Source organism: Pseudomonas sp. HN8-3, from assembly GCF_020790195.1.
Classification (GTDB): domain Bacteria; phylum Pseudomonadota; class Gammaproteobacteria; order Pseudomonadales; family Pseudomonadaceae; genus Aquipseudomonas; species Aquipseudomonas synxantha_A.
Genome location: NZ_CP086206.1, coordinates 5,669,261 through 5,693,352 on the forward strand (window position 1 = coordinate 5,669,261; position 24,092 = coordinate 5,693,352).

At 61.9% G+C, this 24,092-nt stretch carries 21 protein-coding genes; 7 read left to right on the forward strand and 14 right to left on the reverse strand.

Features of this window, described 5'->3' with window-relative positions; genetic code table 11:
• Positions 1 to 145: 145 nt before the first annotated feature.
• On the forward strand, positions 146 to 1,537 hold the full coding sequence (locus tag LJX92_RS25380; RefSeq protein WP_216090440.1) for an L-cystine transporter: 1,392 nt from the start codon (positions 146 to 148) through the stop codon (positions 1,535 to 1,537).
• 85 nt (positions 1,538 to 1,622) lie between these two features.
• Here the strand turns inward: LJX92_RS25380 and LJX92_RS25385 are convergent, their stop codons facing one another.
• Positions 1,623 to 2,135, reverse strand: a complete 513-nt coding sequence (locus LJX92_RS25385; protein ID WP_032878896.1) for a dihydrofolate reductase — start codon at positions 2,133 to 2,135, stop codon at positions 1,623 to 1,625.
• 69 nt (positions 2,136 to 2,204) lie between these two features.
• Between LJX92_RS25385 and LJX92_RS25390 the strand changes: the two genes are divergently transcribed.
• Entirely contained in the window at positions 2,205 to 3,584 is a 1,380-nt protein-coding gene (locus LJX92_RS25390) for a DUF2868 domain-containing protein (protein ID WP_228309089.1), read from the forward strand.
• Positions 3,577 to 4,944, forward strand: coding sequence for a DUF3482 domain-containing protein (locus LJX92_RS25395; RefSeq protein WP_032878894.1), 1,368 nt, complete (start codon positions 3,577 to 3,579; stop codon positions 4,942 to 4,944). Before LJX92_RS25390 ends, LJX92_RS25395 begins: the two co-directional genes overlap by 8 nt.
• A 14-nt stretch (positions 4,945 to 4,958) precedes the next feature.
• Here the strand turns inward: LJX92_RS25395 and LJX92_RS25400 are convergent, their stop codons facing one another.
• The 7 genes from LJX92_RS25400 to LJX92_RS25430 all read right to left on the reverse strand — a co-directional run bounded on the left by LJX92_RS25400 (position 4,959) and on the right by LJX92_RS25430 (position 14,145).
• Positions 4,959 to 5,474: a hypothetical protein gene (locus LJX92_RS25400; RefSeq protein ID WP_032878892.1), complete on the reverse strand. Its 516-nt coding sequence runs from the start codon at positions 5,472 to 5,474 to the stop codon at positions 4,959 to 4,961.
• Positions 5,475 to 5,628: 154 nt separating this feature from the next.
• On the reverse strand, positions 5,629 to 6,762 hold the full coding sequence (locus tag LJX92_RS25405; protein ID WP_228309090.1) for a TIGR03364 family FAD-dependent oxidoreductase: 1,134 nt from the start codon (positions 6,760 to 6,762) through the stop codon (positions 5,629 to 5,631).
• A 125-nt stretch (positions 6,763 to 6,887) separates the two neighbouring features.
• On the reverse strand, positions 6,888 to 7,910 hold the full coding sequence (locus LJX92_RS25410) for a putative 2-aminoethylphosphonate ABC transporter substrate-binding protein (protein ID WP_228309091.1): 1,023 nt from the start codon (positions 7,908 to 7,910) through the stop codon (positions 6,888 to 6,890).
• Between the two features lie 22 nt (positions 7,911 to 7,932).
• On the reverse strand, positions 7,933 to 9,645 hold the full coding sequence (locus LJX92_RS25415) for a putative 2-aminoethylphosphonate ABC transporter permease subunit (RefSeq protein ID WP_032878889.1): 1,713 nt from the start codon (positions 9,643 to 9,645) through the stop codon (positions 7,933 to 7,935).
• A 1-nt stretch (position 9,646) separates the two neighbouring features.
• A complete protein-coding gene (locus LJX92_RS25420; protein ID WP_228309092.1) occupies positions 9,647 to 10,711 on the reverse strand; it encodes a putative 2-aminoethylphosphonate ABC transporter ATP-binding protein in 1,065 nt (354 codons plus the stop codon).
• Between the two features lie 247 nt (positions 10,712 to 10,958).
• Complete coding sequence (locus LJX92_RS25425; protein WP_005792324.1) at positions 10,959 to 11,822, reverse strand: LysR family transcriptional regulator; 864 nt, start codon at positions 11,820 to 11,822, stop codon at positions 10,959 to 10,961.
• 16 nt (positions 11,823 to 11,838) lie between these two features.
• Entirely contained in the window at positions 11,839 to 14,145 is a 2,307-nt protein-coding gene (locus LJX92_RS25430; protein WP_228309093.1) for a heavy metal translocating P-type ATPase, read from the reverse strand.
• Between the two features lie 85 nt (positions 14,146 to 14,230).
• Between LJX92_RS25430 and cadR the strand changes: the two genes are divergently transcribed.
• Positions 14,231 to 14,671 carry a Cd(II)/Pb(II)-responsive transcriptional regulator gene (gene cadR / locus LJX92_RS25435; RefSeq protein WP_103734214.1) on the forward strand — a complete coding sequence of 147 codons (441 nt, stop codon included), beginning with the start codon at positions 14,231 to 14,233 and terminating at the stop codon, positions 14,669 to 14,671.
• A gap of 132 nt (positions 14,672 to 14,803) precedes the next feature.
• On the opposite strand, the gene LJX92_RS25440 is transcribed toward cadR, so the two are convergent.
• A complete protein-coding gene (locus tag LJX92_RS25440; protein WP_005792328.1) occupies positions 14,804 to 15,637 on the reverse strand; it encodes a thymidylate synthase in 834 nt (277 codons plus the stop codon).
• A 51-nt stretch (positions 15,638 to 15,688) separates the two neighbouring features.
• Positions 15,689 to 16,501 (reverse strand): prolipoprotein diacylglyceryl transferase, encoded by an 813-nt coding sequence (lgt, locus tag LJX92_RS25445; RefSeq protein ID WP_005792329.1) that lies wholly within the window; start codon positions 16,499 to 16,501, stop codon positions 15,689 to 15,691.
• Positions 16,502 to 16,717: 216 nt separating this feature from the next.
• Here lgt and LJX92_RS25450 point away from each other — a divergent pair, with 216 nt between their 5' ends.
• Positions 16,718 to 17,464 (forward strand): NRDE family protein, encoded by a 747-nt coding sequence (locus LJX92_RS25450; RefSeq protein ID WP_228309094.1) that lies wholly within the window; start codon positions 16,718 to 16,720, stop codon positions 17,462 to 17,464.
• Positions 17,465 to 17,562: 98 nt separating this feature from the next.
• Here LJX92_RS25450 and ptsP read toward each other — a convergent pair whose 3' ends face one another.
• On the reverse strand, positions 17,563 to 19,842 hold the full coding sequence (gene ptsP / locus LJX92_RS25455) for a phosphoenolpyruvate--protein phosphotransferase (RefSeq protein ID WP_005792331.1): 2,280 nt from the start codon (positions 19,840 to 19,842) through the stop codon (positions 17,563 to 17,565).
• Between the two features lie 22 nt (positions 19,843 to 19,864).
• Positions 19,865 to 20,344, reverse strand: a complete 480-nt coding sequence (locus tag LJX92_RS25460) for an RNA pyrophosphohydrolase (protein WP_003176750.1) — start codon at positions 20,342 to 20,344, stop codon at positions 19,865 to 19,867.
• A 143-nt stretch (positions 20,345 to 20,487) separates the two neighbouring features.
• Here LJX92_RS25460 and LJX92_RS25465 point away from each other — a divergent pair, with 143 nt between their 5' ends.
• Complete coding sequence (locus tag LJX92_RS25465; protein WP_032878883.1) at positions 20,488 to 21,144, forward strand: HAD family hydrolase; 657 nt, start codon at positions 20,488 to 20,490, stop codon at positions 21,142 to 21,144.
• A 94-nt stretch (positions 21,145 to 21,238) separates the two neighbouring features.
• Here LJX92_RS25465 and LJX92_RS25470 read toward each other — a convergent pair whose 3' ends face one another.
• A complete protein-coding gene (locus tag LJX92_RS25470; RefSeq protein ID WP_078822576.1) occupies positions 21,239 to 21,652 on the reverse strand; it encodes a DUF2269 family protein in 414 nt (137 codons plus the stop codon).
• A 40-nt stretch (positions 21,653 to 21,692) separates the two neighbouring features.
• A complete protein-coding gene (gene ilvA, locus LJX92_RS25475; RefSeq protein WP_032878878.1) occupies positions 21,693 to 23,207 on the reverse strand; it encodes a threonine ammonia-lyase, biosynthetic in 1,515 nt (504 codons plus the stop codon).
• Positions 23,208 to 23,345: 138 nt separating this feature from the next.
• On the opposite strand from ilvA, the gene rpiA reads away from it, so the two are divergent.
• Complete coding sequence (gene rpiA / locus LJX92_RS25480; protein ID WP_099585891.1) at positions 23,346 to 24,017, forward strand: ribose-5-phosphate isomerase RpiA; 672 nt, start codon at positions 23,346 to 23,348, stop codon at positions 24,015 to 24,017.
• Positions 24,018 to 24,092: the final 75 nt, after the last annotated feature.

The window sequence follows — 24,092 nt, forward strand, 5'->3', positions numbered from 1 at the left end:
CCATGCGCAGCAGCGTCAGACGCTTATTCCAAAAACGACAGTCACCATTCCATATTGGTATTAAATCAATATATTTCAAGCTGTTAGGCTTGCCGGTTCGCAATCGCAGGCTGACGCGATTGGCTGCCTTCTCAACGGAGCTTCAATGAATCTGCCCCTGATTCTCAATTTATTGGTGTTCGTGGCCCTCTTGCTGGGCCTGGCACAAACCCGTCGGACTAACTGGAGCCTGGCCAAGAAGGTCCTGTTCGCCCTGGTCCTGGGCGTGCTGTTCGGTGCGGCCTTGCACACCATCTATGGCGACGGCAATCCAGTGCTCAAAGCCTCCATCGGCTGGTTTGATCTGGTCGGCAATGGCTATGTGCAGTTGCTGCAAATGATCGTGATCCCGCTGGTGTTCGCTTCGATCCTCAGTGCCGTGGCGCGCCTGCATAACGCCTCGTCCCTGGGCAAGATCAGCTTCCTGACCATCGGCACGCTGTTGTTTACCACGGCCATCGCGGCGCTGATCGGCATCGGCCTGACCAACCTGTTCGGCCTCACCGCCGAGGGCCTGGTGGCCGGCACCCAGGAAATGGCGCGCCTGCAAGTGATCCAGAGTGATTACGCAGGCAAGGTCGCCGACCTGAATATCCCGCAGTTGCTGCTGTCGTTCGTGCCGGCCAACCCGTTCGCCGACCTGGCCCGGGCCAAGCCGACGTCGATCATCAGCGTGGTGATTTTTGCCGCGTTCCTCGGGGTAGCCGCGCTGCAACTGCTCAAGGATGATGTGGAAAAGGGCCAGAAGGTCATCAACGCCATCGACACCCTGCAAGCCTGGGTGATGCGCCTGGTGCGCCTGGTGATGAAGCTGACCCCGTACGGCGTGTTGGCGCTGATGACCAAGGTGGTCGCCGGTTCCAACCTGCAAGACATCATCAAGCTGGGCAGTTTCGTGGTGGTGTCGTACCTGGCCCTGGGCCTGATGTTTGTGGTGCACGGCCTGCTGCTGTCGTTGGCCGGGATCAACCCGCTGCGCTTTTTCCGCAAGGTGTGGCCGGTACTGACCTTTGCCTTCACCAGCCGCTCCAGCGCCGCCTCGATCCCCTTGAGTATTGAAGCGCAGACCCGCCGCCTGGGTATCCCCCAGTCGATCGCCGGTTTCGCCGCTTCGTTTGGCGCGACCATCGGCCAGAACGGTTGCGCCGGTCTTTACCCGGCGATGTTGGCGGTGATGGTCGCGCCGACCGTGGGCATCAACCCGTTGGATCCGCTGTGGATCGCGACGCTGGTGGCGATTGTGACCTTGAGTTCGGCGGGCGTCGCCGGTGTGGGCGGTGGTGCGACCTTCGCCGCGCTGATCGTACTGCCGGCCATGGGCTTGCCGGTGTCACTGGTGGCGTTGCTGATTTCGGTGGAACCACTGATCGACATGGGCCGTACAGCGTTGAACGTGAATGGTTCGATGACGGCGGGGGCGATTACCAGCCAGATCATGGGGCAGACGGATAAAGCGTTGCTGGATGCCGATGAGCATGCCGAGTTAGCGCAGGTCTGATAGACCGCTATCGCAGGCAAGCCAGCTCCCACATTTGAATGTATTCACACATCAAAATGTGGGAGCTGGCTTGCCTGCGATGCTTTTAGGCTTTTTCCCACACTTCGAAGTTGTAGGCCGGTTTATCACCTTCGGCCGGATTCTCGACATTCGACACCAGCTTCCACTGGTTCCTATCAAACTCTGGAAACCACGCATCCCCTTCCGGGCTCAGCGCCACCCGCGTCAGGTACAGGCGATCGGCCTGTTCCAGTCCCTGCGCGTAAAGCTGCGCGCCGCCGATCAGCATCAGCTCGTCCGCGCCCTGCGCCTTGGCCCATTCCTCAGCCCGTTCTACCGCCGCTTCCAATGACGGAAAAACTTGCGCACCTTCAAGCGTCAGATCGGTCTGACGGCTGACCACTATGTTCAAGCGCCCTGGCAGCGGTCGACCCAAGGAATCCCAGGTCTTGCGCCCCATGATGATCGGCTTGCCGAGCGTGGTGGCTTTGAAATACTTGAAATCCCCCGGCAAATGCCAGGGCATGCTGTTGTCGACGCCGATCACACGGTTTTCACCGAGGGCTGCGATCAGGCTTAAAGGGAGAGTTTTTTTCATGGCGACGAGAATACCAGAGCCGCGAGTCAGCGGTTATGCTCCACCTTCACTGAAACAACAGGATGGCGCGTGACTGCACTGACTCCTCTGCACACACTCTGGCTGACAGAAGCCGTGCGCCTGCGTGAAGAACACGCCGGCCCCCTGGAAGACCTGGAAGCCAACCGCCTGGCCCGCACGGCCGGGGGCGACCTGTCGACGCGTATTACCCAGCGCGCCTTGCACCTGGCCGAGCGCGATGGCCTGACCGGTGCCCTCACACGCTGGCTGCAAGGCGCGCGCCTGGCGCTGATCTTACTGGCGGTCGTGGCCGTGATCAGTGGCGCCGGCCTGGCATTCGCTGCGCTGGGCAATGGCCTGACACCGGTGAACGTGTTCTGGGCCCTGGGCAGCCTGCTCGGGTTGAACCTGATCCTGCTGGTCAGTTGGGCCCTGGGGCTGCTGTTTGCTGGCGAACACAGCGCCAGCCTTGGGCGCCTGTGGTTATGGCTCAGCGAGAAACTGGCGCGTGACGCCAAAGCCGCACAATTGGCGCCAGCGTTGCTGCTGTTGTTGCAACGGAAAAAACTCAATCGCTGGGCGGTGGGTGTGTTGGCCAACAGCCTGTGGCTGCTGGCGTTGCTCAGCGCCATGGTGATCCTGCTGACCCTGCTCGCCACCCGTCGCTACGGCTTTGTGTGGGAAACCACCATTCTCGGCGCCGACACGTTTGTCGCCGTGACCCAGGCCCTCGCCAGCCTGCCCGCTTTGCTGGGTTTCAATGTGCCAACCGTCGACATGATCCGCGCCAGCGGTGATTCAGCCCTGAATATCGAAAACGCCCGCCAAGCCTGGGCCGCCTGGCTGGTGGGCGTGTTGCTGGTCTACGGCCTGCTGCCCCGATTGATCCTCGCCCTGTTCTGCCTGTGGCGCTGGAAAATCGGGCGTGCGGCGTTGCGCCTGGACCTCAACCTGCAAGGCTACGCCCAACTGCGCGAACGCCTGATGCCTAGCAGCGAACGGCTTGGGGTCAACGATGCCGCGCCCGAACAGCTGCACCACGTCAGCGGCGGCGTCAGCGAGATGGACAGCGACGGGGCCTTGCTGGTGGCCATCGAACTCGACGATCACCACCCGTGGCCGCCCAAACTGCCCAGCAACGTTAAAAACGCCGGCATCCTCGACAGCCGTGAATCGCGGAACAAGCTGCTGGAACAACTCAGCCGTTTCCCGCCCGCACGGCTGGTCATCGTCTGCGACCCGCGCCGCTCGCCGGACCGTGGCAGCCTGGCGTTGATCGCCGAACTGGCGCGCAGCGCCACCACCACCCGTGTATGGCTGCTGCAAGCACCGCCCGGCCAGGCGCTGGACGCCGAACGCCTGGGTGACTGGCACACCGCACTGCAACAACTTGAGCTGCCGTTTGCCGATTGCGCACCGCTGAACTGGCTGGAGACCGGGCATGACTAAACCGCTGAAACTCGCCGTGGTCGGCCACACCAATGTCGGCAAGACCTCACTGCTGCGCACCCTCACCCGTGACGTGGGCTTCGGCGAAGTCTCCCATCGCCCCAGCACCACGCGGCATGTCGAAGGCGCGCGCTTGTCGGTGGATGGCGAAGCCTTGCTGGAGCTGTACGACACGCCCGGCCTGGAAGACGCCATCGCCCTGCTCGACTATCTGGAGCGCCTGGATCGCCCCGGTGAACGCCTGGACGGTCCCGCTCGCCTGGCGCGTTTTCTGGAGGGCAGCGAAGCGCGCCAGCGTTTCGAACAGGAAGCCAAGGTGTTGCGCCAATTGCTGGCCTCGGACGCCGGCCTGTATGTGATCGACGCCCGCGAGCCGGTGCTGGCCAAGTACCGCGATGAGCTGCAAGTGCTGGCCAGTTGCGGCAAACCCTTGTTGCCGGTGCTCAACTTCGTCACCAGCAGCGACCAGCGCGAGCCGGACTGGCGCGAAGCCCTGGCCCGCCTCGGCCTGCACGCGCTGGTGCGCTTCGACAGCGTGGCGCCGCCGGAAGACGGTGAACGTCGCCTGTATGAAAGCCTGGCCCTGCTGCTGGAAAACTCCCGCCCGCAGTTGGAACGCCTGATCCTCGATCAAGAGGCCCAACGCCAGGCCCGCCAGCAAAGCGCCGCACGCTTGATCGCAGAACTGCTGATCGACTGCGCGGCCTGCCGTCGCAGCGTCGTCACCGAAGATGAACAGCAAGCCATCGGCGATCTGCGCAAAGCGGTGCGCCAACGGGAACAAAAGTGCGTTGAAGCCCTGCTCAAACTGTTCGGCTTTCGCCCACAGGATGCCGCCGCCAGTGATCTACCGTTGCTTGACGGTCGCTGGGGCGATGACTTGTTCAACCCCGAAACCCTCAAGCAACTTGGCGTACGGGTCGGTGGCGGAATCGCCGCCGGTGCCGCTGCCGGTGCTGGCGTGGACCTCCTGGTCGGCGGCCTGACCCTTGGCGCTGCGGCACTGGCCGGCGCTATCGCCGGTGGCGCCCTGCAAACCGCACGCAGCTACGGCAGCCGCCTGCTGGGCAAGATCAAAGGCCAACGCGAGCTGACCGTCGACGACAGCGTGCTGCGCCTGCTCGCCTTGCGCCAACGTCAGTTGCTCAAGGCCCTTAGTCTGCGCGGGCATGCGGCGATGCATAGCATCAAGGTCGACACGCCCCAGGACAAAACCTGGCGCGAGGGCAAGCTGCCCGACGCGCTGCACAAGGCCCGCGCCTATCCGCAATGGTCATCCCTCAACCCCCACGCCAAGCTGAGCCAGGCCGAGCGTCAGGAACAGGTCGAAACATTGGCTGAACAGCTCAACGAAGCGTGACGCGCTTAAAGCGCTCACCAATTCAACCCCAGGAACGCCTTGCATAGCGAGCGAACCAGTTCTTTATCAGCGTTTTCAGCTACCCCGTTGCGGTCGATATCACTATTGGTGGTAGCGGTTTCCAACACGCTGTCGCTGTCGACGTCATAGTCCATGGTTCTGGAGACCAGTAATGTTTTCCCCTCGGACACCTTGCTCTCACGGAACTCCAGCCTCACCGAATCCGGCCGTCCCGCGTCGCTGAAATCATCCACATAGATGACGAGCGCACACTGCCAATGGCTTGCCGGGTTAAACCAATTGAGTTTCACGAAGCTGTCGGCGAAAGTCGCGATCCGGCGCTTATCCAGGTCCAGCGAACCGGGTTTACTATGCCCTCCCCATTTTGCATTCGAGGTCATTTCCTGTCCGACGATATCGTGGATCAGCTCATCGGGACGACCCGGCCGTTGCTGATAGAAATGCAAAATGACCGTATCGGCATGACCGTTGCCTTGCAGGTCTTGGGCGATGGCTTTCAAATAGTGCATCAGTGTTGCTCTCTTAATGGGTGAAGCAAGCACCTTAGTGAGGTAACAACAAGGGCTCCAGGCGGCGTATCGGCTTATTGTGTAAGGCCCATCTTCGCTGCCAGTAGCCTCGCCGCCTTGGCCTTGAGTACATCAAGTTCGAGCACCGGGCTCATCACATCTCTCCCCACAAGGTACTGATATTTCGCTCGGCCATCGCCGGCCCCACGCTCATGCCCACGCCGGTGTGCATCAACGCAGCGCTGACACCGGATGCTGCCTGCACAAACGAGAACGGCCCGGGTCCGCGAGCGCCGTAGACGCCTTGCCAGCGTTCGACCACCTGGATTTTGCAGCCCAGGGTCTGTTCGGCCAGCTCGATCATCCAGTCATCTACCTGCTCGGCATTGAAGGGCGACGGGTCGCTGTCGTAATGGTGGGAGTCACCGATGATCAGTTCGCCATGGGGTGTAGGGCTGATCAACAGGTGAATGCCGTGTTCCTGCAGATGCGGCGTTTCGCGCAGGATCTGCGCCTGCACTGCGGCAGCCTCCGGCAGGTCGGCGAAGGCGCCGTAGTGCACGCAGCTCAGGCCGGTGAGCAGGGCGTGTTGCAGGTTCAGGTTGACCGCCGGCCGGGCGCGCAGCATTTGCAGGCGGCAGGTTTGCGGGTTGAGCGGGGCGATGGATTCGGCCAACAGGGTCTGATAGTCGTGGCCGGAGCAGACGATGATCTGCTCGCCGCGAAAGCTACCGGCCGTGCTGTGCAATTGGCCCGGTTCGACGTCGCGCACCAGAGTGGAAAAGTGAAACTCCACCTTCAACGCCTGACTCAGGTACTGGATCAGCGCCGGGATCGCCTCGCGGGAATACAGTTGCTGATCGTCCTTGCCGTGCAGCGCCGCGCGGTGGTGGCGGAACTGGCCGGCATACAGGTCCTTCATCGCAGCGCCTTGCAGCAGCTCGACGTTGTAGCCGTGTTCGCGGGCACGCCCGGCGCAGAAGGCTTCGAGCAGATGTTCTTCAGCTTCCGTGCGGGCAAACAGGTAAGAACCATTGCGCTTGAGCGCAAGGCCCGCCGTTTGCGCCCATTGGCCCCAGATCTCGCGGCTCTGGCGGGCCAGGTCCAGCATCGGCCCCGGCGGCTGGCCGGTGACCAGGGCTTGGCCGAAGTTACGCACAGAAGCGCCCAATGGCGTGGCGCTGCGCTCGAACACCTTGACCTTGAGGCCGCGCTTGGCGGCGGCATAAGCGTGGGACAGGCCGAGGATGCCGGCGCCGATGATCAGCAGGTCGCTGTGGTGTGTCATGGAGTGATGTCCTGAATTCGAAGCCACTATCGCAGGCAAGCCAGCTCCCACATTTTAATGTGTGAATACCTTCAAATGTGGGAGCTGGCTTGCCTGCGAAGGGGCCATAAGCCCTAACGAAAACCTTACTGACCCGCCACCTTCTCCGACTTACCGTCATAGCGCTTGCGCCATTCAGTCAGGATGCTGTCGCGGTTTTTCGAGGCCCAGGCAAAGTCGTTCTTGATCAGGCGCTGCTCGTAGTCGGCCGGCAATTCGGTCTGCGGCTTGGCGATACCCGGCTGGGCGAGGATGGCGAAGTTAGCCTTGTACAGCTCCATCGCCGCTGGGCTGGCGGAAAAGTCAGCGAGTTTTTTTGCCGCATCGGCGTGTGCGCTGCCCTTGACTACGGCGGTGGCTTCGATCTCCCAGCCCAGGCCCTCTTTCGGCAGGATGATGTCCAGCGGCGCACCCTGGCGTTTGAGTTGAATCGCCGGGTATTCAAAGGAAATCCCGATCGGGAACTCACCGGACGCCGCCAACTTGCACGGCTTGGAGCCGGAGTGAACGTACTGGCCGATGTTCTGGTGCAGGTCGTCCATGTACTGCCAGCCTTGCTTCTCGCCGAAGGTCTGCAACCAGGCGCTGACATCCAGGAAGCCGGTGCCGGAGGACGCCGGATTGGGCATCACGATCTTGCCCTTGTATTCAGGCTTGGTCAGGTCCTGCCAGCTCACCGGTTTGGTCAGGCCCAGCTTTTCGGCTTCGATGGTGTTGAAGCAGATGGTCGCGGCCCACACGTCCATGCCGACCCAGGCGGGCGGGTTGGCGGCGTCTCGGTAGTTTTTGCCGATCTTGTCCAAATCCTTGGGCGCGTAGTTGTCCAACATGCCTTGCTGATCGAGGATCGCCAGGCTGGAGGCGGCCAGGCCCCACACCACGTCAGCCTGCGGGCGGTCTTTTTCAGCCAGCAGCTTGGCGGTGATAATGCCGGTGGAATCGCGTACCCACTTGATCTCGATGTCGGGGTTGGCCTGCTCGAAGGCTTTTTTGTAGGTCTTCAATTGCTCGGCTTCGAGGGCCGTGTACACGGTCAACTCGGTCTTGGCGAAGGCATTCAGGCTGAATGCCGTGAGTACCGCAGCGACCAGCGCCAGGGGCTTGAACATGGAGCACCTCCTTCAGGGATGTTTATTGGCCGGGCGCGGTCTGGCGCCAGGCTTGGGAGCGACGCAGCGCGCCACGTGAGGCCCACGCCAGCAACAGCGAGACGCCGACTGAGGTGAACAGGATCAGGGTCGACATGGCCGCCGCGCCGCCCACGTTGCCGGCGTCGTCCATGTTCAGCACGGCGACGGCGGCGAGGATGGTGTCGGGGCTGTAGAGAAAGATCGCGGCGGACACGGTGGTCATCGCCGACACAAACAGGTAGCGCAGGATATCCAGCAGCGCCGGCAGGCAGATCGGCACCGTGACGCGCCAATAGTGGCGGTACAACGGCGCCTTGAGCGACAACGCCGCCGCTTCGAACTCGGCGTCCAGCTGGCGCAGGGCGGTGGTCGCGGTCATCTGCGCGGTGGTCAGGTAGTGCGCAATGGTGCACACCACCAGCAACGCCATGCTCCCGTAGAACACGTGCAGCGGGTTGCCGTTGAGGTTGAAAAAGAACACGTAGCCCAAGCCGAGCACCAGCCCCGGCACCGCCATCGGTACGAAGCTGAGCATGCGCAGCGCCAGGTTCAGGCCCTTCTGGCCCTTGGTCTTCTCCATCAGGTAGGCACCGGTGAAGATCAACACACTGCCGATCAACGCCGTGCACAGCGCCATGGTCAGGCTGTTGCGGTAGGCCAGCCAGCCGCCGCCGGCGGTGTCTTCGAACTGATAGTGGTTGAGCGATAGCGACAGGTTGTACGGCCAGAACTTCACCAGCGACGAATACACCGCCATGCCGAACACCAGCAGCAACACCGCGCAAATCAGCAACACGATGGCCAGGTAGCAACCGTCGCGCAGCCGCGATGGCGCGGGCAGAAACACCTGGGCGCGACCGCTCATCGAGTCGCCATGCCGACGGCGCAACCAGGCATCCACGCCGAAGCTGAACAGTGCCGGCAGCAGCAACACCATGCCGATCAACGCGCCGCGCCCGAACTGTTGCTGACCGACCACCGCCTTGTAGGCTTCCAGCGCCAACACCTGGTAATCACCGCCCACCACCACCGGTACACCGAAGTCGGTGATGGTCAGGGTAAACACCAGGCAGAACGCGGCGAACACCGCCTGGCGCGTGGCCGGCCAGGTGATGCTGCGAAACGCCCGGGCCGGGCTGGCGCCCATGCTCGACGCCGCATCGAACAAGCGTGCATCCGCCAGGGACAGCGCCGAGAGCAAGATCATCAAGGCATGGGGAAAGGTGTAGATCACTTCACCGAGCACAATGCCCCAGAAGCCGTAGATATTGTCCGAGAGCAAACCGCGCAACATGCCCTGGTTGCCGAACAGATAGACCAGGGCAATGCCCGGCAGCATCGACGGCGCCATCAAGGGCAGCAATGACAACCCGCGCCAGACGGTCTTGCCAGGAATCAACGTGCGTTGCAGGGCGTAGGCAAACAGGTAAGCCAGCGGTACGACGATGGCCGCCACACTGAGGGAAACTTTCAGGCTATTTCCCAGCAACCAGTGGAAGTTGGCGCTGGTCAGCAGCTCCCGCGCTGCAACCAGGCCACCGCCCTGCCCGGCTTCGCTGCTGAAGCCGCGCCAGAAGATCGCCAGCAGCGGCAGCAGGACCGCCACCACCAGCAGGCCGAGCCAGAGCCATTTACCGCCGACCACAAAGAGGCGGTCGCCCCACTCGGCGCGGGACACCTGACGCGGTACCGGCAATGTCATGACGGCGGCCATCTCAGGCAAACACCTGCAGGCTGCGCGGCGGCAAGGCCACCCAGATGTCCTGGGCACCCAGGCGCGGTATGGCTTCGGGTGCCAGTTCGGCCAGCAACGGATGGCCCGGCAACTGCTCCAACTCAAAGCTCATGCGGCAGCGGTTGCCGAGGAAAGTAATGTCGCGAACCTTGGCCGGGAACAGGTTTTCTTCATGCACCGTCGGGTTGACGCTGATCGCTTCCGGGCGACAGAACAGGCGGCCGGACCGGGCCACACCGGCATCGTCGGCCAGGCGCATATTCATTCCGCCGACCTGGGCATGGCTGGCGCTGCTACGGCTGAACGGCAACCAGTTGCCCTGGCCAACAAACTCGGCCACGAAGGGTGTGGCCGGGCGGTCGTAGATCTCCTGGGGCGTGGCGTACTGCTCGACCTTACCGTTGTTCATCACGGCAATGCGGTCGGCCATCAACATGGCTTCGTCCTGGTTGTGGGTCACCATCAAGGTGGTAATACCCAGGCGCCGCTGCAATTGGCGCAGCTCGGTGCACAAATGCTCGCGCACACGGGCGTCGAGGGCCGACATCGGTTCATCCAGCAGTAATAACGAAGGGGCCGGCGCCAATGCACGGGCCAGAGCGACGCGCTGCTGCTGGCCGCCGGAGAGTTGGCCGGGGTATTTCTTTTCGCTGCCGACCAAACCGACCAGTTCAAGCATCTGCCCGACGCGCTTGCGCACTTCATCGCGGCCGCTGCCTGTGAGGCCGTAGCCAATGTTTGCTTCAACCGTGAGATTGGGGAACAACGCGTAGGACTGAAACAGGATGCCGTAGTCTCGCGCCTGGGGCGGCAGCAGGGAAACGTCCCGCTCGCCCAGGTAAAGCTCACCGCTATCCTGACGCTCCAGGCCGGCGATGCAGCGCAGCAACGTGGTCTTGCCGCAGCCGGACGGGCCCAGCAGGCACACCAGCTCGCCGGCGGCGACGTCCAGGGACACGTTGTCCAGCGCGGTGAAAGCGCCAAAGCGTTTCTGGATCCCGCGCACCTTCATGGGCGCGCCGGGTTGGGTCAGGGCTGTGTTCATGCAAGGCACCTCATCGAACGGATGAAGGCCATGCTAGGGAGGCAATGCGTAGTTGGTGTGGCAGAAAGGCAAAACGGGGTGATAGTGGTATTGGTGGATTTGTGTAGGACTCATGGAGATGAGTTGCCTGTCCTACCGCTATCGGGAGCAAGCCCCCTCCCACAGTTGACCGGGTTCCAACATGAGAATGCGGTCAAAATGTGGGAGGGGGCTTGCTCCCGATTGGCCCTCAAGCCAGCCGCAGAACTTAAATTGGCGACATTTCCTGAGCCAGGCCAAGGAATGCCGCCGGCAGCCGCGCACCTTTACGCTCCTTGAGGCAATACAGATACTCCGGAATCTGCGGCGCATTCTCGATGGTCAGCACACGCAATTGCGGATCATGGGGCACTTCCTGGCGAGCGATGATGCTGATGCCGATATTGCGCAGCACCGCCTCGCGAATCGACTCACGGCTGCCAATCTCCAGCAACGGCCCATACCCTACGCCGCCGCTCTTCAAAAGCTCTTCGGTCAGCCTGCGGGTGGTGGAGCCGGCTTCACGCATCAACAGCGTGTGCCCGGCCAGCGCGCTCAACGACACATGCTCAAGCTTGGCCAACGGGTGATTGCGATGTACCGCCAGCACCAGCGGGTCGGTGCCCAGCACGCGGCGGATCAGGCGCGGGTCGTCCAGCAATTGCGAAGAGGCCGCAACGTCGACGCGGTAATCATCCAACGCTTCGAGCACCTGCTGGGAGTTGCCGATTTCCACCGACACTTCCACGTGCGGCAGGCGTTCACGAAAGGCTTTGACCAGGTCGAGAATGTAATACGGCGCCGTCGCGGCAATCCGCAGCGCGCCCTGGACCTGACCATTGTTGCGCAGGAAAAACTCGATATCCGCTTCCTGCTGCAACAGCGTCTTGACCATCGGCAACAGCCGCGCACCTTCGTCGCTGACCGTCAGGCGACGGCCGCCGCGATAGAACAGCTCAACGCCGTATTGGCTTTCCAGGTTGCGAATCTGGGTGGTCACCGTGGGCTGGCTCAGGCCGAGTTTTTTCGCCGCCTGGGTGATACTGCCCAGGCGGGCGACCATAAAAAACGCCTTTAACTCAGCACTCAGCACACCACCCTCTCATCCTCTATTTGCGCAACAGGCGCAGGCCATTGAACACCACCAGCAAACTCACGCCCATGTCGGCGAAGACCGCCATCCACATGGTCGCCATGCCCATGAAGGTCACGGCCAGGAAAATTGCCTTGATCACCAGCGCCAGGGCGATGTTCTGCTTGAGGATACTCGACGTTTGCCGCGACAGCCGAATGAAAGCCGGAATCTTGCGCAGGTCATCATCCATCAGCGCCACGTCAGCAGTCTCGATAGCCGTGTCAGTGCCCGCCGCTGCCATGGCAAAGCCGATCTCGGCCCGCGCCAGGGCTGGAGCATCGTTGATGCCATCGCCGACCATGCCCACCCGATGGCCTTGGCCGTAGAGGGTTTCGATGGCTTGCAGCTTGTCGGTGGGCAACAGGTCACCCTGGGCCTGGTCGATGCCGACTTGGGTCGCAATCGCCTGGGCGGTGTGGGTGTTGTCGCCGGTAAGCATCAGGGTTTTGATGCCCAGGTCGTGAAGTTGCTGGATGGCTTCGCGGCTACTGTCCTTGACCGTGTCGGCCACGGCAAACAGCGCCAGGGGGCCGGACTTGTCCAGCAGTAGCACGACGGACTTGCCTTGTTTTTCCAGGGCGAAGAGTTTTTCTTCCAACGCCTCTGAGCACAGGCCGAGGTCTTCCACCAGGCGGTGGTTGCCCAAGTGATAGGTCTGGCCGTTGATGTCGCCGCGCACACCGCGCCCGGCCAGGGCCTCGAAGTTATCCACAGCATGAATTGGCAGGTTTTTATCCACAGCCGCGTTGGCAATCGCCAGGGACACCGGGTGGTCGGAACGCCCCGCCAAACTGGCAGCCAGGGCCGGGGCGCTGTCTTCAAGATTCGGGAACAGCGGCAGGTAATCGGTTTGCACCGGTTTGCCGTGGGTGATGGTGCCGGTCTTGTCGAGCGCCAGGTAGTCGAGCTTGTAACCGCCCTCCAGGTACACGCCGCCCTTGATCAGGATGCCTTTGCGCGCTGCGGCGGCCAGGCCGCTGACGATGGTCACCGGTGTGGAGATCACCAAGGCACACGGGCATGCCACCACCAGCAGCACGAGGGCGCGATAGATCCAGTCGAACCACACGCCCGCCATGAACAGCGGCGGAATCACCGCCACGCCCAGGGCAAACAGGAACACCGCCGGGGTGTAGACCTTGGAAAAACTGTCGACAAAGCGCTGGGTCGGCGCCCGTGCGCCTTGGGCTTGTTCCACGGCGTGGATGATTCGCGCCAGGGTCGAGTTGTTGGCCGCCGCAGTGACTTTGTACTCCAGGGAACCGGCCTGGTTGATGGTGCCGGCGAAGACTTTATCGCCGATGGTCTTTTCAATCGGCAGGCTTTCCCCGGTGATCGGTGCCTGATCGATGGTGGATTGACCGGCAGTGACTTCACCGTCCAGGCCGATACGCTCGCCGGGTTTTACTCGAACGATCGCACCAAGCTCAATGCTTTTGACCTCTTGTTCTATCCATGAACCGTCAGCCTGGCGCACGGTGGCCTGCTCCGGGGTCATCTGCATCAAGCCGCTGATGGCATTGCGCGCCCGGTCCAGGGACTTGGCCTCAATCAACTCGGCCACCGTAAACAGGAACATCACCATCGCCGCTTCCGGCCACTGACCAATCAGGATGGCGCCGGTCACCGCGATGCTCATCAGCGCGTTGATGTTCAGGTTGAGGTTTTTCAGGGCAATCCAGCCCTTTTTGTAGGTGGTCAAGCCGCCGCTGAGGATCGACACCAGCGCCACCAGTGCGATCACCCAAGTCGGTGCCACACCGGTGAAGTGCAGCACTTCGGCACCCAGGGCGCCCACGCCCGACACTGCCAATGGCCACCAATGCTTCTTGGCCGGCGGCGCGGCGGTGGGGCTGCCTTCCTCGATAGGGTCGGCCTGCATACCGATGGACTTGATCGCCGCAATGATCGGCGCCGTGCTCGGCAGGTCATGGGTGACACCGAGGATGCGGTTGATCAGGTTGAATTCCAGTTGCTGCACGCCGGCGAGCTTGCCCAGTTTGTTCTGGATCAGCGTCTGCTCGGTGGGGCAGTCCATGGCTTCGATGCGGAAAGTGCTCAGGCGCGAGCCGGCGGTGGGCGCTTCGCTCAGGGTCACCACGGCAGGCCCGGCAGCGCCGGAACAGCAGGAGCCTGAGTGGCCGTGGCTATCCACCGGCGTGAGTTTTGCCGGGGCGTGATCATGTGGGTGATCGTGACCATGATCGTGCGGGTGGTCATGAGCATGGTCATGATCGTGCTTGTGGTCGTGCTTGTGCGGGGTGTGAATGGAGTGGCTCATCAGGTCGCGTCCGTAAAGGTGCCTGTTGCCAAGTAAAGACCCTGTAGCCACTATAGGGTCAAGCACCCATTTGGAGATTGCTGCGATGAAGATCGGCGAACTGGCCAAACTCACCGACTGCCCGGTGGAAACCATCCGTTATTACGAGAAGGAAAGCCTGCTGCCACCGCCTGCGCGCACTGAGGGCAACTACCGGGTCTATACCCAGGCGCACACCGAGCGGCTGATCTTTATCCGCAACTGCCGCAGCCTGGACATGACCCTCGAAGAAATCCGCAGCCTGTTAGGGCTGCGCGACAGCCCCCAGGACCAGTGCGAAAGCGTGAATGCGTTGATCGACGAACATATCCACCACGTGAAAGCGCGGATCGACGGATTGCTGGCCTTGCAGGAACAACTGCTGGACCTGCGCCAACGTTGCGGCGGTGGGGATCAGTGCGGGATTTTGCAGCAGTTGGAGGTCAGCGGCGGGATTGCGGCCAGTGAGGCCGAGCCTTCACATGTGGGCCGAAGCCACGGCCACTAAACTCAAGCGAACACGCAACCCATGTGGGAGCTGGCTTGCCTGCGATAGCGGTGGGCCCGCGACATTGATGTCGTCTGACACTCCGCTATCGCAGGCAAGCCAGCTCCCACAGTTTTTTACCGCGTTGGGCCGTTAGATAGCCACGTCGGCCTTGATGCTTGGGTCCGCGTCGTAGCCCACGATCTCGAAGTCTTCGAACTTGTAGTCGTAGATCGAAGCAGGCTTGCGCTTGATCACCAGCTCCGGCAGCTTTTTCGGCGTGCGCGCCAACTGGGTCTGGATCTGTTCCATGTGGTTGCTGTAAGCGTGGGTGTCGCCAGTGGTGACAATGATCTCGTGAGGGATCAGGTCGCATTGCTGGGCCAGCATATGGGTCAGCAACGCCAGCGCGGCGGTGTTATACGGCAGCCCCAGGAATACGTCAGAGCTGCGGATATACAGCTGCATCGACAGATGGCCGTCATGCACGAACGCCTGATACAGCAAGTGGCACGGCGGCAGGGCTTGCTTGCCGTTGCGCGCGTTTTCCTGCGGGCTCTGGGTTTCGTCCGGCAGGTACTCGACGTTCCAGCCGTGGAACAGGATGCGGCGGCTGTTGGGGTTGGTCTTGAGCGTGTGCACCATGTAGTCGATCTGGTTGATCGTGCCGCCGTCCTTGGTGGGCCAGGCGGTCCACTGCTCGCCGTACACCGGGCCCAGGTCACCGTCTTCGGTGGCCCACTCATCCCAGATCTTCACGCCATTTTCGTTGAGCCATTTGATGTTGGTGTTGCCGCTCAACATCCAGATCAGCTCGTTGGCGATGCTTTTGAAGTGCAGTTTCTTGGTGGTCAGCAGCGGGAAGCCGTCGGCCAGGTTATGCCGATACTGACGGGCGAACACGGCCTTGGTGCCGGTGCCGGTGCGGTCGCCCTTGGTCAGGCCATTGGTCACGACGTCGTGCAGCAGTTCGAGATATTGCTTCATGTGAGTACCTGTATCGTTGAAGCCGAGGCGGGCAAACCTCGGCGTTCGAATTTAAAGCGCGGCGTTCTTCAGCGGCTGCGGGCGGTTGTAAGCCCACCACAACATGCCCAGGCCCGCCAGGATCATCGGCAGGCTGAGCACCTGACCCATGGTCAGCCAGCCCCACGCCAGGTAGCCCAACTGCGCATCCGGCACCCGAACGAACTCGACGATAAAGCGGAAAATCCCGTAGAACAGCGCGAACATACCCGACACGGCCATGGTAGGGCGTGGCTTGCGCGAGAAGAGGTAAAGAATAAGGAACAGCGCCACACCTTCCAACGCGAACTGATACAGCTGCGACGGGTGGCGCGGCAGTTGCGCCGGGTCGCTGAACGGCGGGAACACCATGGCCCACGGCACGTCGGTCGGCTTGCCCCACAACTCGGCGTTGATAAAGTTGCCAATGCGCCCGGCACCCAGGCCGATCGGCACGAACGGCGCCACAAAATCCATCAACTGGAAGAACGACTTGCCGTTGCGGCGCCCGAACCACCACGCAGCGATCATCACGCCGACAAACCCGCCGTGGAATGCCATGCCGCCCTTCCACACTTCGAAAATCAGCGTCGGGTTGGCGATATACGCAGACAGGTCGTAGAACAGCACATACCCCAGGCGCCCGCCGACGATCACCCCCATCGACATCCAGAACACCATGTCGGAGAGCTTCTCCTTGGTCCAGGTCGGGTCGAAACGGTTCAGGCGCCGGGAAGCCAACAGCCAGGCACCGCCGATGCCGATCAGGTACATCAACCCGTACCAATGGATTTTCAGCGGACCAATGGCCAGGGCCACCGGGTCGATCTGCGGGTAAGGCAGCATTGCGACTCCTCGTTAAAACATTTAGTCATGACGCACCGGACCATGCCGATGTGCGATTAAGCCTGCGTTACAGCGGCGAGATCAAATTAAGAAGTTCACATACACGCCAAATAGCCCGGCATGTTAACGGATGGAAGGTGAACGGCCCAACTTCGTTACGATGGAACGCCTGCACATCTGTGGGTAGAGTGGCAAAAACACAAAAGGGGTCACCCGATGTGCCTGATTGTTTTCGCCTGGCGACCAGGCCATGCCCAACCGCTGATCGTCGCGGCCAACCGCGATGAGTTCTATGCCCGCCCCAGCCTGCCGCTGGCCCAGTGGCTGGATGCGCCGCAGGTCTATGCTGGCCGCGATCAGGAGGCCGGGGGCACTTGGTTGGGTGTCAACTCGGATGGGCGTTTCGCTGCGCTGACCAATATCCGCGACCCGCACCAGCCACCGGCACGCAAGTCGCGGGGCGAGCTGGTGGCGCGCTTTCTCAGTGGTTCGCTGCCCATTGATGACTATTTAGCCGACGTTAACAGACGTTCGATTGAATATTCCGGGTTTAACCTGCTGGTGGGGACGCGGGATGAGCTGTGGCATTACAACGCCAATGATACCGAGCCTACGCTGCTGAAGGCTGGGGTTTACGGGTTATCCAATGCCGGGCTGGATACGCCCTGGCCTAAGTTGGTGAAGGCCAAGGCGGCGTTCAGCGCAGTACTGGAGAACCCCGAGCCTAAGGCACTGCTGGGAATTCTCAGCGACCCGCAGACCGCCCCGTTTGCTGAACTGCCGGACACCGGCGTAGGCCTGGCGACCGAAAACCTGCTATCGAGCGTGTTTATCGCCAGCCCCAGTTATGGGACACGGGCCAGCACGGCGCTGATTGTGAATGCCGATGGGACGCGCAGGATGCTGGAGCGTAGCTTTGGCCCACACGGCGGGCGGCTGGGCGAGGTCGAACTGGAAATCTGACGGCGCTTGGACTGACGTCATCGCAGGCAAGCCAGCTCCCACATTTGGAATGCAGTTCCCTGTGGGAGCTGGCTTGCCTGCGATGAAGGCGCCTCGGTCTAGAGGGTTTTCGCCGAGGCCGGGTTGATCATCCGGGTCAGCCCGAGGTTCTTCAGCGCCAACTGCAACGAGCTGTGGATAACTTGCGGGTTGTCGATGGTCATCAACTGCGCGAGCAAATCCTTGGCCATGCCCAGGTCAACCTGGCGCAACATCCACTTCACCTTCGGCAAGTTGGTGGCGTTCATCGACAGGCTGTCAAAGCCCATCGCCATCAGCAACACCGCAGCGGCCGGGTCGCCAGCCATCTCACCGCAGATACTCACCGGCTTGCCTTCGGCATGGGCGTCGCGCACCACGTGTTGCAACGCTTGCAACACCGCCGGGTGCAGGTAGTCGTAGAGGTCGGCCACCCGTGGGTTGTTACGGTCCACCGCCAGCAGGTACTGGGTCAGGTCGTTGGAGCCCACCGAGAGGAAGTCCACCTGCCGCGCCAACTCCTTGGCCTGGTATACCGCTGCGGGAATTTCGATCATCACACCAATCGGCGGCATCGGTACGTCGGCGCCTTCGTCGCGTACTTCGCCCCAGGCGCGGTGGATCAGGTGCAGGGCTTCTTCCAGCTCATGGGTGCCGGAGATCATCGGCAGCAGGATGCGCAGGTTGTTCAACCCCTCGCTGGCCTTGAGCATGGCGCGGGTCTGGACGAGGAAGATTTCAGGATGGTCGAGGGTAACGCGAATGCCACGCCAGCCAAGGAAGGGGTTGTCTTCCTTGATGGGGAAATACGACAGTGACTTGTCGCCGCCAATATCCAGGCTGCGCATCGTCACCGGTAACGGGTGGAAGGCCTGCAATTGCTCGCGATAAATCGCCAGCTGCTCCTTCTCGCTCGGAAAACGCTGGTTGATCATGAACGGCACTTCGGTGCGGTACAGCCCTACCCCTTCGGCGCCGCGTTGCTGCGCACGCGCTACATCCGCCAACAGGCCGGTGTTGACCAGCAGCGGTACGCGGTGACCGTCGAGGGTGACGCACGGCAGCTCGCGCAACGAATCGAGGCCCTGGGCCAGTTGCTTCTCTTCTTCCACCACTTCGGCGTATTGCTTGCGCAGCACGTCGCTGGGGTTGGTAAATACCTCGCCGCGATGCCCATCGACGATCATGTCGATGCCGTCGACCTTGGAGTACGGCAGGTCCACCAGGCCCATCACCGTCGGGATGCCCATGGCCCGGGCCAGGATCGCGACGTGGGAGTTACCCGAGCCCAATACCGAGACCAGGCCCACCAGCTTGCCCTCAGGCACTTCGCCGAGCTGAGTGGCCGTCAGCTCTTCGCTGACCAGGATGGTGTTGTCGGGGAAGACCATGTTGGTGCTGCGGTCTTCCTGCAGGTACGCCAGCAGGCGCCGGCCCAGGTCGCGTACATCCGAAGCCCGCTCGCGCAGGTAGGCGTCATCCATCATCTCAAAGCGGTTGACGTGATCGGTGACCACCTGGCGCAACGCGCCCTGGGCCCACTGGCCGGTCTTGATCACGGTCTTGACTTCGTTACCCAGGGACGCGTCATCGAGCATCATCTGGTACACGTCGAACAGCGCACGCTCTTCGGGGCGCAGCTGGGTGGCCAGCTTGTTCGACAGGTTGCGCATGTCGGCGCGCACGCCCTCCAGGGCAGTCTTGAACAGTTTGATTTCGGCTTCGATGTCGTGGACGGTCTTGTCCGGCACCACATCGAGGTCGGCCGGCGGCAGCATGACCACCGCCGTACCCACCGCAGCACCCGGCGAACCGGGCACGCCGACGAACTTGGCTTCCTGGATGCCCTTGCCCTGGCGCCCAAGGCCGCGAATCGAACCAGTGGCTTCGGCGTGGGCGATAACCCCGGCCAGCTGCGCGCTCATGGTCACCAGGAAGGCTTCTTCACCTTCGTCGAACTGGCGGCGTTCTTTTTGCTGGATGACCAACACGCCGACGACGCGGCGGTGGTGGATGATCGGCGCGCCGAGGAACGAGGCGTAGCGCTCTTCACCGGTTTCGGCGAAGTAGCGATAACGCGGGTGGTCGGCCGCATGTTCGAGGTTCAGGGGTTCTTCACGCGTCCCCACCAGGCCCACCAGACCTTCATTGGGCGCCATGCTGACCTTGCCGATGGAGCGCTTGTTCAAGCCCTCCGTGGCCATCAGCACAAAACGGTTGGTCTCGGGGTCCAGCAGGTAAACCGAGCAGACCTGGCTGCCCATGGCTTCCTTGACGCGCAACACAATAATCCCCAACGCCGCCTTGAGATCCTTGGCGGAGTTAACTTCCTGGACGATCTTGCGCAGCGTATTGAGCATGGCTCGGGGTCGAACTCCGTCGTCAGTCGCGCGCTAAAAGGCGCGGGGCAAGCTCTTTGAGAGCGCGGCGGTAAACCTCGCGCTTGAATGTCACCACCTGGCCCAACGGGTACCAATAGCTGACCCAGCGCCAGCCATCGAACTCCGGTTTACCGGTCAAATCCATCCGCACCCGCTGCTCGTTGGAGATCAGGCGCAAAAGAAACCATTTCTGCTTCTGGCCGATGCACAGCGGTTGGCTGTGGGTACGCACCAGGCGTTGCGGCAAACGATAGCGCAACCAGCCACGGGTACAGGCCAGAATCTGCACATCTTCACGCTCAAGGCCGACTTCTTCGTTCAACTCACGGTACAAGGCGTCTTCAGGGGTTTCGTCGGGGTTTATCCCACCTTGAGGAAACTGCCAGGCATCTTGGTTGATTCGGCGAGCCCATAGCACCTGTCCGGCATCATTCGTAAGAATAATCCCGACATTAGGACGGAAACCATCGGGGTCGATCACGGCAACAACCTCGCAAACGCATGTCGCCGCATTGTTCCACAAAGATTGTTCCAGCGGCAACGAGGCTTCTTACCTTATGTGCACTCTTGTGAAAAGACCGTATTCTGGACGCCTTTTTACAGACTTTTCAGCGAGTAACTGCAATGCGCCTGGCTTTATTCGACTTGGACAACACCCTTCTCGGCGGTGACAGCGATCACGCCTGGGGCGATTACCTGTGTGAGCGTGGGATTCTCGACCCGGTGGCCTACAAGGCCCGCAACGACGAGTTCTACCAGGACTATCTGGCCGGCAAGCTGGATAACGCCGCTTACCTGAACTTCTGCCTGGAAATCCTCGGCCGCACCGAGATGGCCCAACTGGACGAGTGGCACAACGACTATATGCGCGACTGCATCGAGCCGATCGTGCTGCCCAAGGCGGTGGAACTGCTGGCCCAGCACCACGCCGCCGGCGACAAGCTGGTGATCATCACCGCCACCAACCGCTTCGTCACTGCGCCAATTGCCGCACGGCTAGGCGTTGACACCCTGATCGCCACCGAATGCGAGATGGAAAACGGCCGCTACACCGGGCGCAGCACTGATGTGCCGTGCTTTCGAGAAGGCAAAGTGACGCGCTTGAATCGCTGGCTGGAAGAGACTGGGTACAGCCTGGAAGACAGCTACTTCTATAGCGACTCGATGAATGATTTGCCGTTGCTGGAGCAGGTGACGCATCCGGTGGCGGTGGATCCGGATCCGAATTTGCGCGCTGAAGCGCAGAAGCGGGGCTGGCCGGTGATCACTCTGCGCAGCTGATGACGCCATCGCAGGCAAGCCAGCTCCCACATTTGGAATGCATTCCCCTGTGGGAGCTGGCTTGCCTGCGATGAAGGCGACGCGATCTAACGCTTTAAACCGGCTTGGCGCCCATCAGCCCTGCAATCGCCACAAACCCCACCAGGCTGACCACCGCCAGCACCAGGGTAAAATTCAGGCTGCCGCCCTCACCTTTGCGCAGGCGATTAAGGCGCGCCACCAGCCAGAACCACGCCAGCGCCGCCACGGTGTAGAGGATGCTGGAGCCTAAAATCCAGGTTTGCCCCAGGGGCCAGCCGATCAGGTGCACCAGCCACCAACCGGTGAACGGCATACTGACCAGGCAAATGCCCATCAGCAGCCACACGAACGCCCATGGGCGTTGCACGATGACCGCCGGGCCGGCACTGCGTTTACGCCAGGCCAGTACGGCCAGGCCGAGGCCGCTGAGCAGCAGCAACACGGTGGCGGTGATGTGGATAACCTTGAGGGTGGTCAGTGTTTCCATGGTCTCGATTCCTTAAAGGCCGCTCAGTCAGCGTAGTCGCTCAACCGAGGAACAACTGGTAGGCCGGGTTTTCGCTTTCATCCCAGTACGGGTAGCCGATTTCAGCCAGGGCTGCCGGCACCAGGTGGCGCTCGTCCGCCGGCACTTGCAGCCCGGCGACCACACGGCCGTCCGCTGCACCGTGGTTGCGATAGTGGAACATCGAAATGTTCCAGCGCCCGCCCAGCTTGTGCAAGAAGTTGAACAAGGCGCCCGGACGCTCCGGAAATTCGAAGCGAAACACCACCTCATCGCTGACTTTGGCCGCATGGCCGCCCACCATATGGCGAATGTGCAACTTGGCCAGTTCGTTTTCGGTCAGGTCCAGCACGGGGAAACCCTGGCTGGTCAGGCTGGCGATCAGTGCGCTGCGCGGATCGTTTTCCGGGTGGGTCTGCACGCCGACGAAGATGTGCGCTTCGCTGCCAGAGTGGTAGCGGTAATTGAATTCGGTGATCTGGCGCTTGCCCACGGCCTCGCAGAACGCCTTGAAACTGCCCGGCTGCTCGGGGATGGTTACCGCGATGATGGCTTCGCGGCCTTCACCCAGCTCGGCACGCTCGGCCACATGGCGCAGGCGATCGAAGTTGACGTTGGCGCCAGAGTCGATGGCGACAAAGGTCTGGCCGCTGACGCCGCGAGTCTCGACGTACTTCTTGATCCCGGCCACGCCCAACGCGCCTGCCGGCTCGGTGATGGAGCGCGTGTCGTCGTAGATATCCTTGATCGCCGCGCAGATTTCATCGGTGCTGACGGTGATCACTTCATCCACATGATCCTTGCAGATGTCGAAGGTGTGTTGACCGATCTGCGCCACCGCCACGCCATCGGCAAAGATTCCCACGGTCGGCAGCACCACGCGCTCGCCTGCCGCCATGGCGGCTTGCAGGCAGTTGGAGTCGTCCGGCTCGACGCCGATGATCTTGATTTCCGGACGCAGGTATTTCACATACGCCGCAATACCGGCGATCAGCCCGCCGCCGCCCACCGGTACGAAAATCGCGTCCAGCGGCCCCGGGTGCTGGCGCAGGATTTCCATCGCCACGGTGCCCTGCCCGGCAATGGTGTGTGGATCATCGTAGGGGTGAATGTAGACGTAGCCTTTTTCGTCGACCAGCTTGAGCGAATAGGCCAGGGCTTCCGGGAAGGAATCACCGTGCAGCACCACTTTGCCGCCCCGCGAGCGCACGCCTTCGACCTTGATCTCCGGGGTGGTCTTGGGCATCACGATGGTGGCCTTGACCCCCAGCACCTTGGCCGCCAGGGCCAGGCCCTGGGCATGGTTGCCCGCCGATGCCGTGACCACGCCACGGGCGCGTTCTTCGCTGCTCAATTGGGTCAGCTTGTTGTAGGCGCCGCGAATCTTGAACGAGAACACCGGCTGCAAGTCTTCGCGCTTGAGCCAGACCTTGTTGCCCAACCGCTCGGAGAGCTGGCGGGCAGTCTGCAAGGGAGTTTCCACGGCGATGTCATACACGCGCGAGGTGAGGATCTTTTTGACGTAGTCTTCAAGCATCGGCAGGCATCTACTTCACGAGTTGGGCAGGGCCAAGGAGTCTAACCCAGCGTTTGGGCGGGCGACCACACGAATCCGGAGGTTTTGTTGGGTTATACTCGCGCCCCTCGATAACTCCCCGCCCGTTCCGGAGCCCGCATGACCCAGGATCAACTCAAACAGGCAGTGGCCCAGGCCGCCGTCGATTTAATCCTTCCCAAACTCGACGACAAGAGCATCGTCGGTGTCGGCACCGGCTCCACTGCCAACTGCTTTATCGACGCGCTGGCCCAGCACAAGGGCGCGTTCGACGGCGCCGTGGCGAGTTCCGAAGCCACCGCTGCACGCCTTAAAGGCCATGGCATTCCGGTGTACGAGCTCAACACCGTGAGCGACCTGGAGTTCTACGTGGACGGCGCCGATGAAAGCGACGAACACCTGAACCTGATCAAGGGCGGCGGCGCGGCCCTGACCCGCGAGAAAATCGTCGCGGCCGTGGCCAAGACCTTCATCTGCATCGCCGATGCCAGCAAGCTGGTGCCGGTGCTCGGCGCCTTCCCGCTGCCGGTGGAAGTCATCCCAATGGCTCGCAGCCACGTGGCCCGCGAGCTGGTGAAACTGGGCGGCGACCCGGTGTACCGCGAAGGTGTATTGACCGACAACGGCAACATCATCCTCGACGTGTTCAATATGCAGATCACCAACCCCGTTGAGCTGGAGACGCAGATCAACGCCATCGTGGGCGTGGTCACCAACGGCCTGTTCGCAGCGCGCCCGGCCGATGTGTTGCTGCTGGGCACCCCGGAAGGCGTGAAAACCCTCAAGGCTTAACAACACCACAACTCCAATGTAGGAGGGGCGGTGCGACGATTCGACTTGCTCCCGATAGCAGTGTGTCAGTCAGAA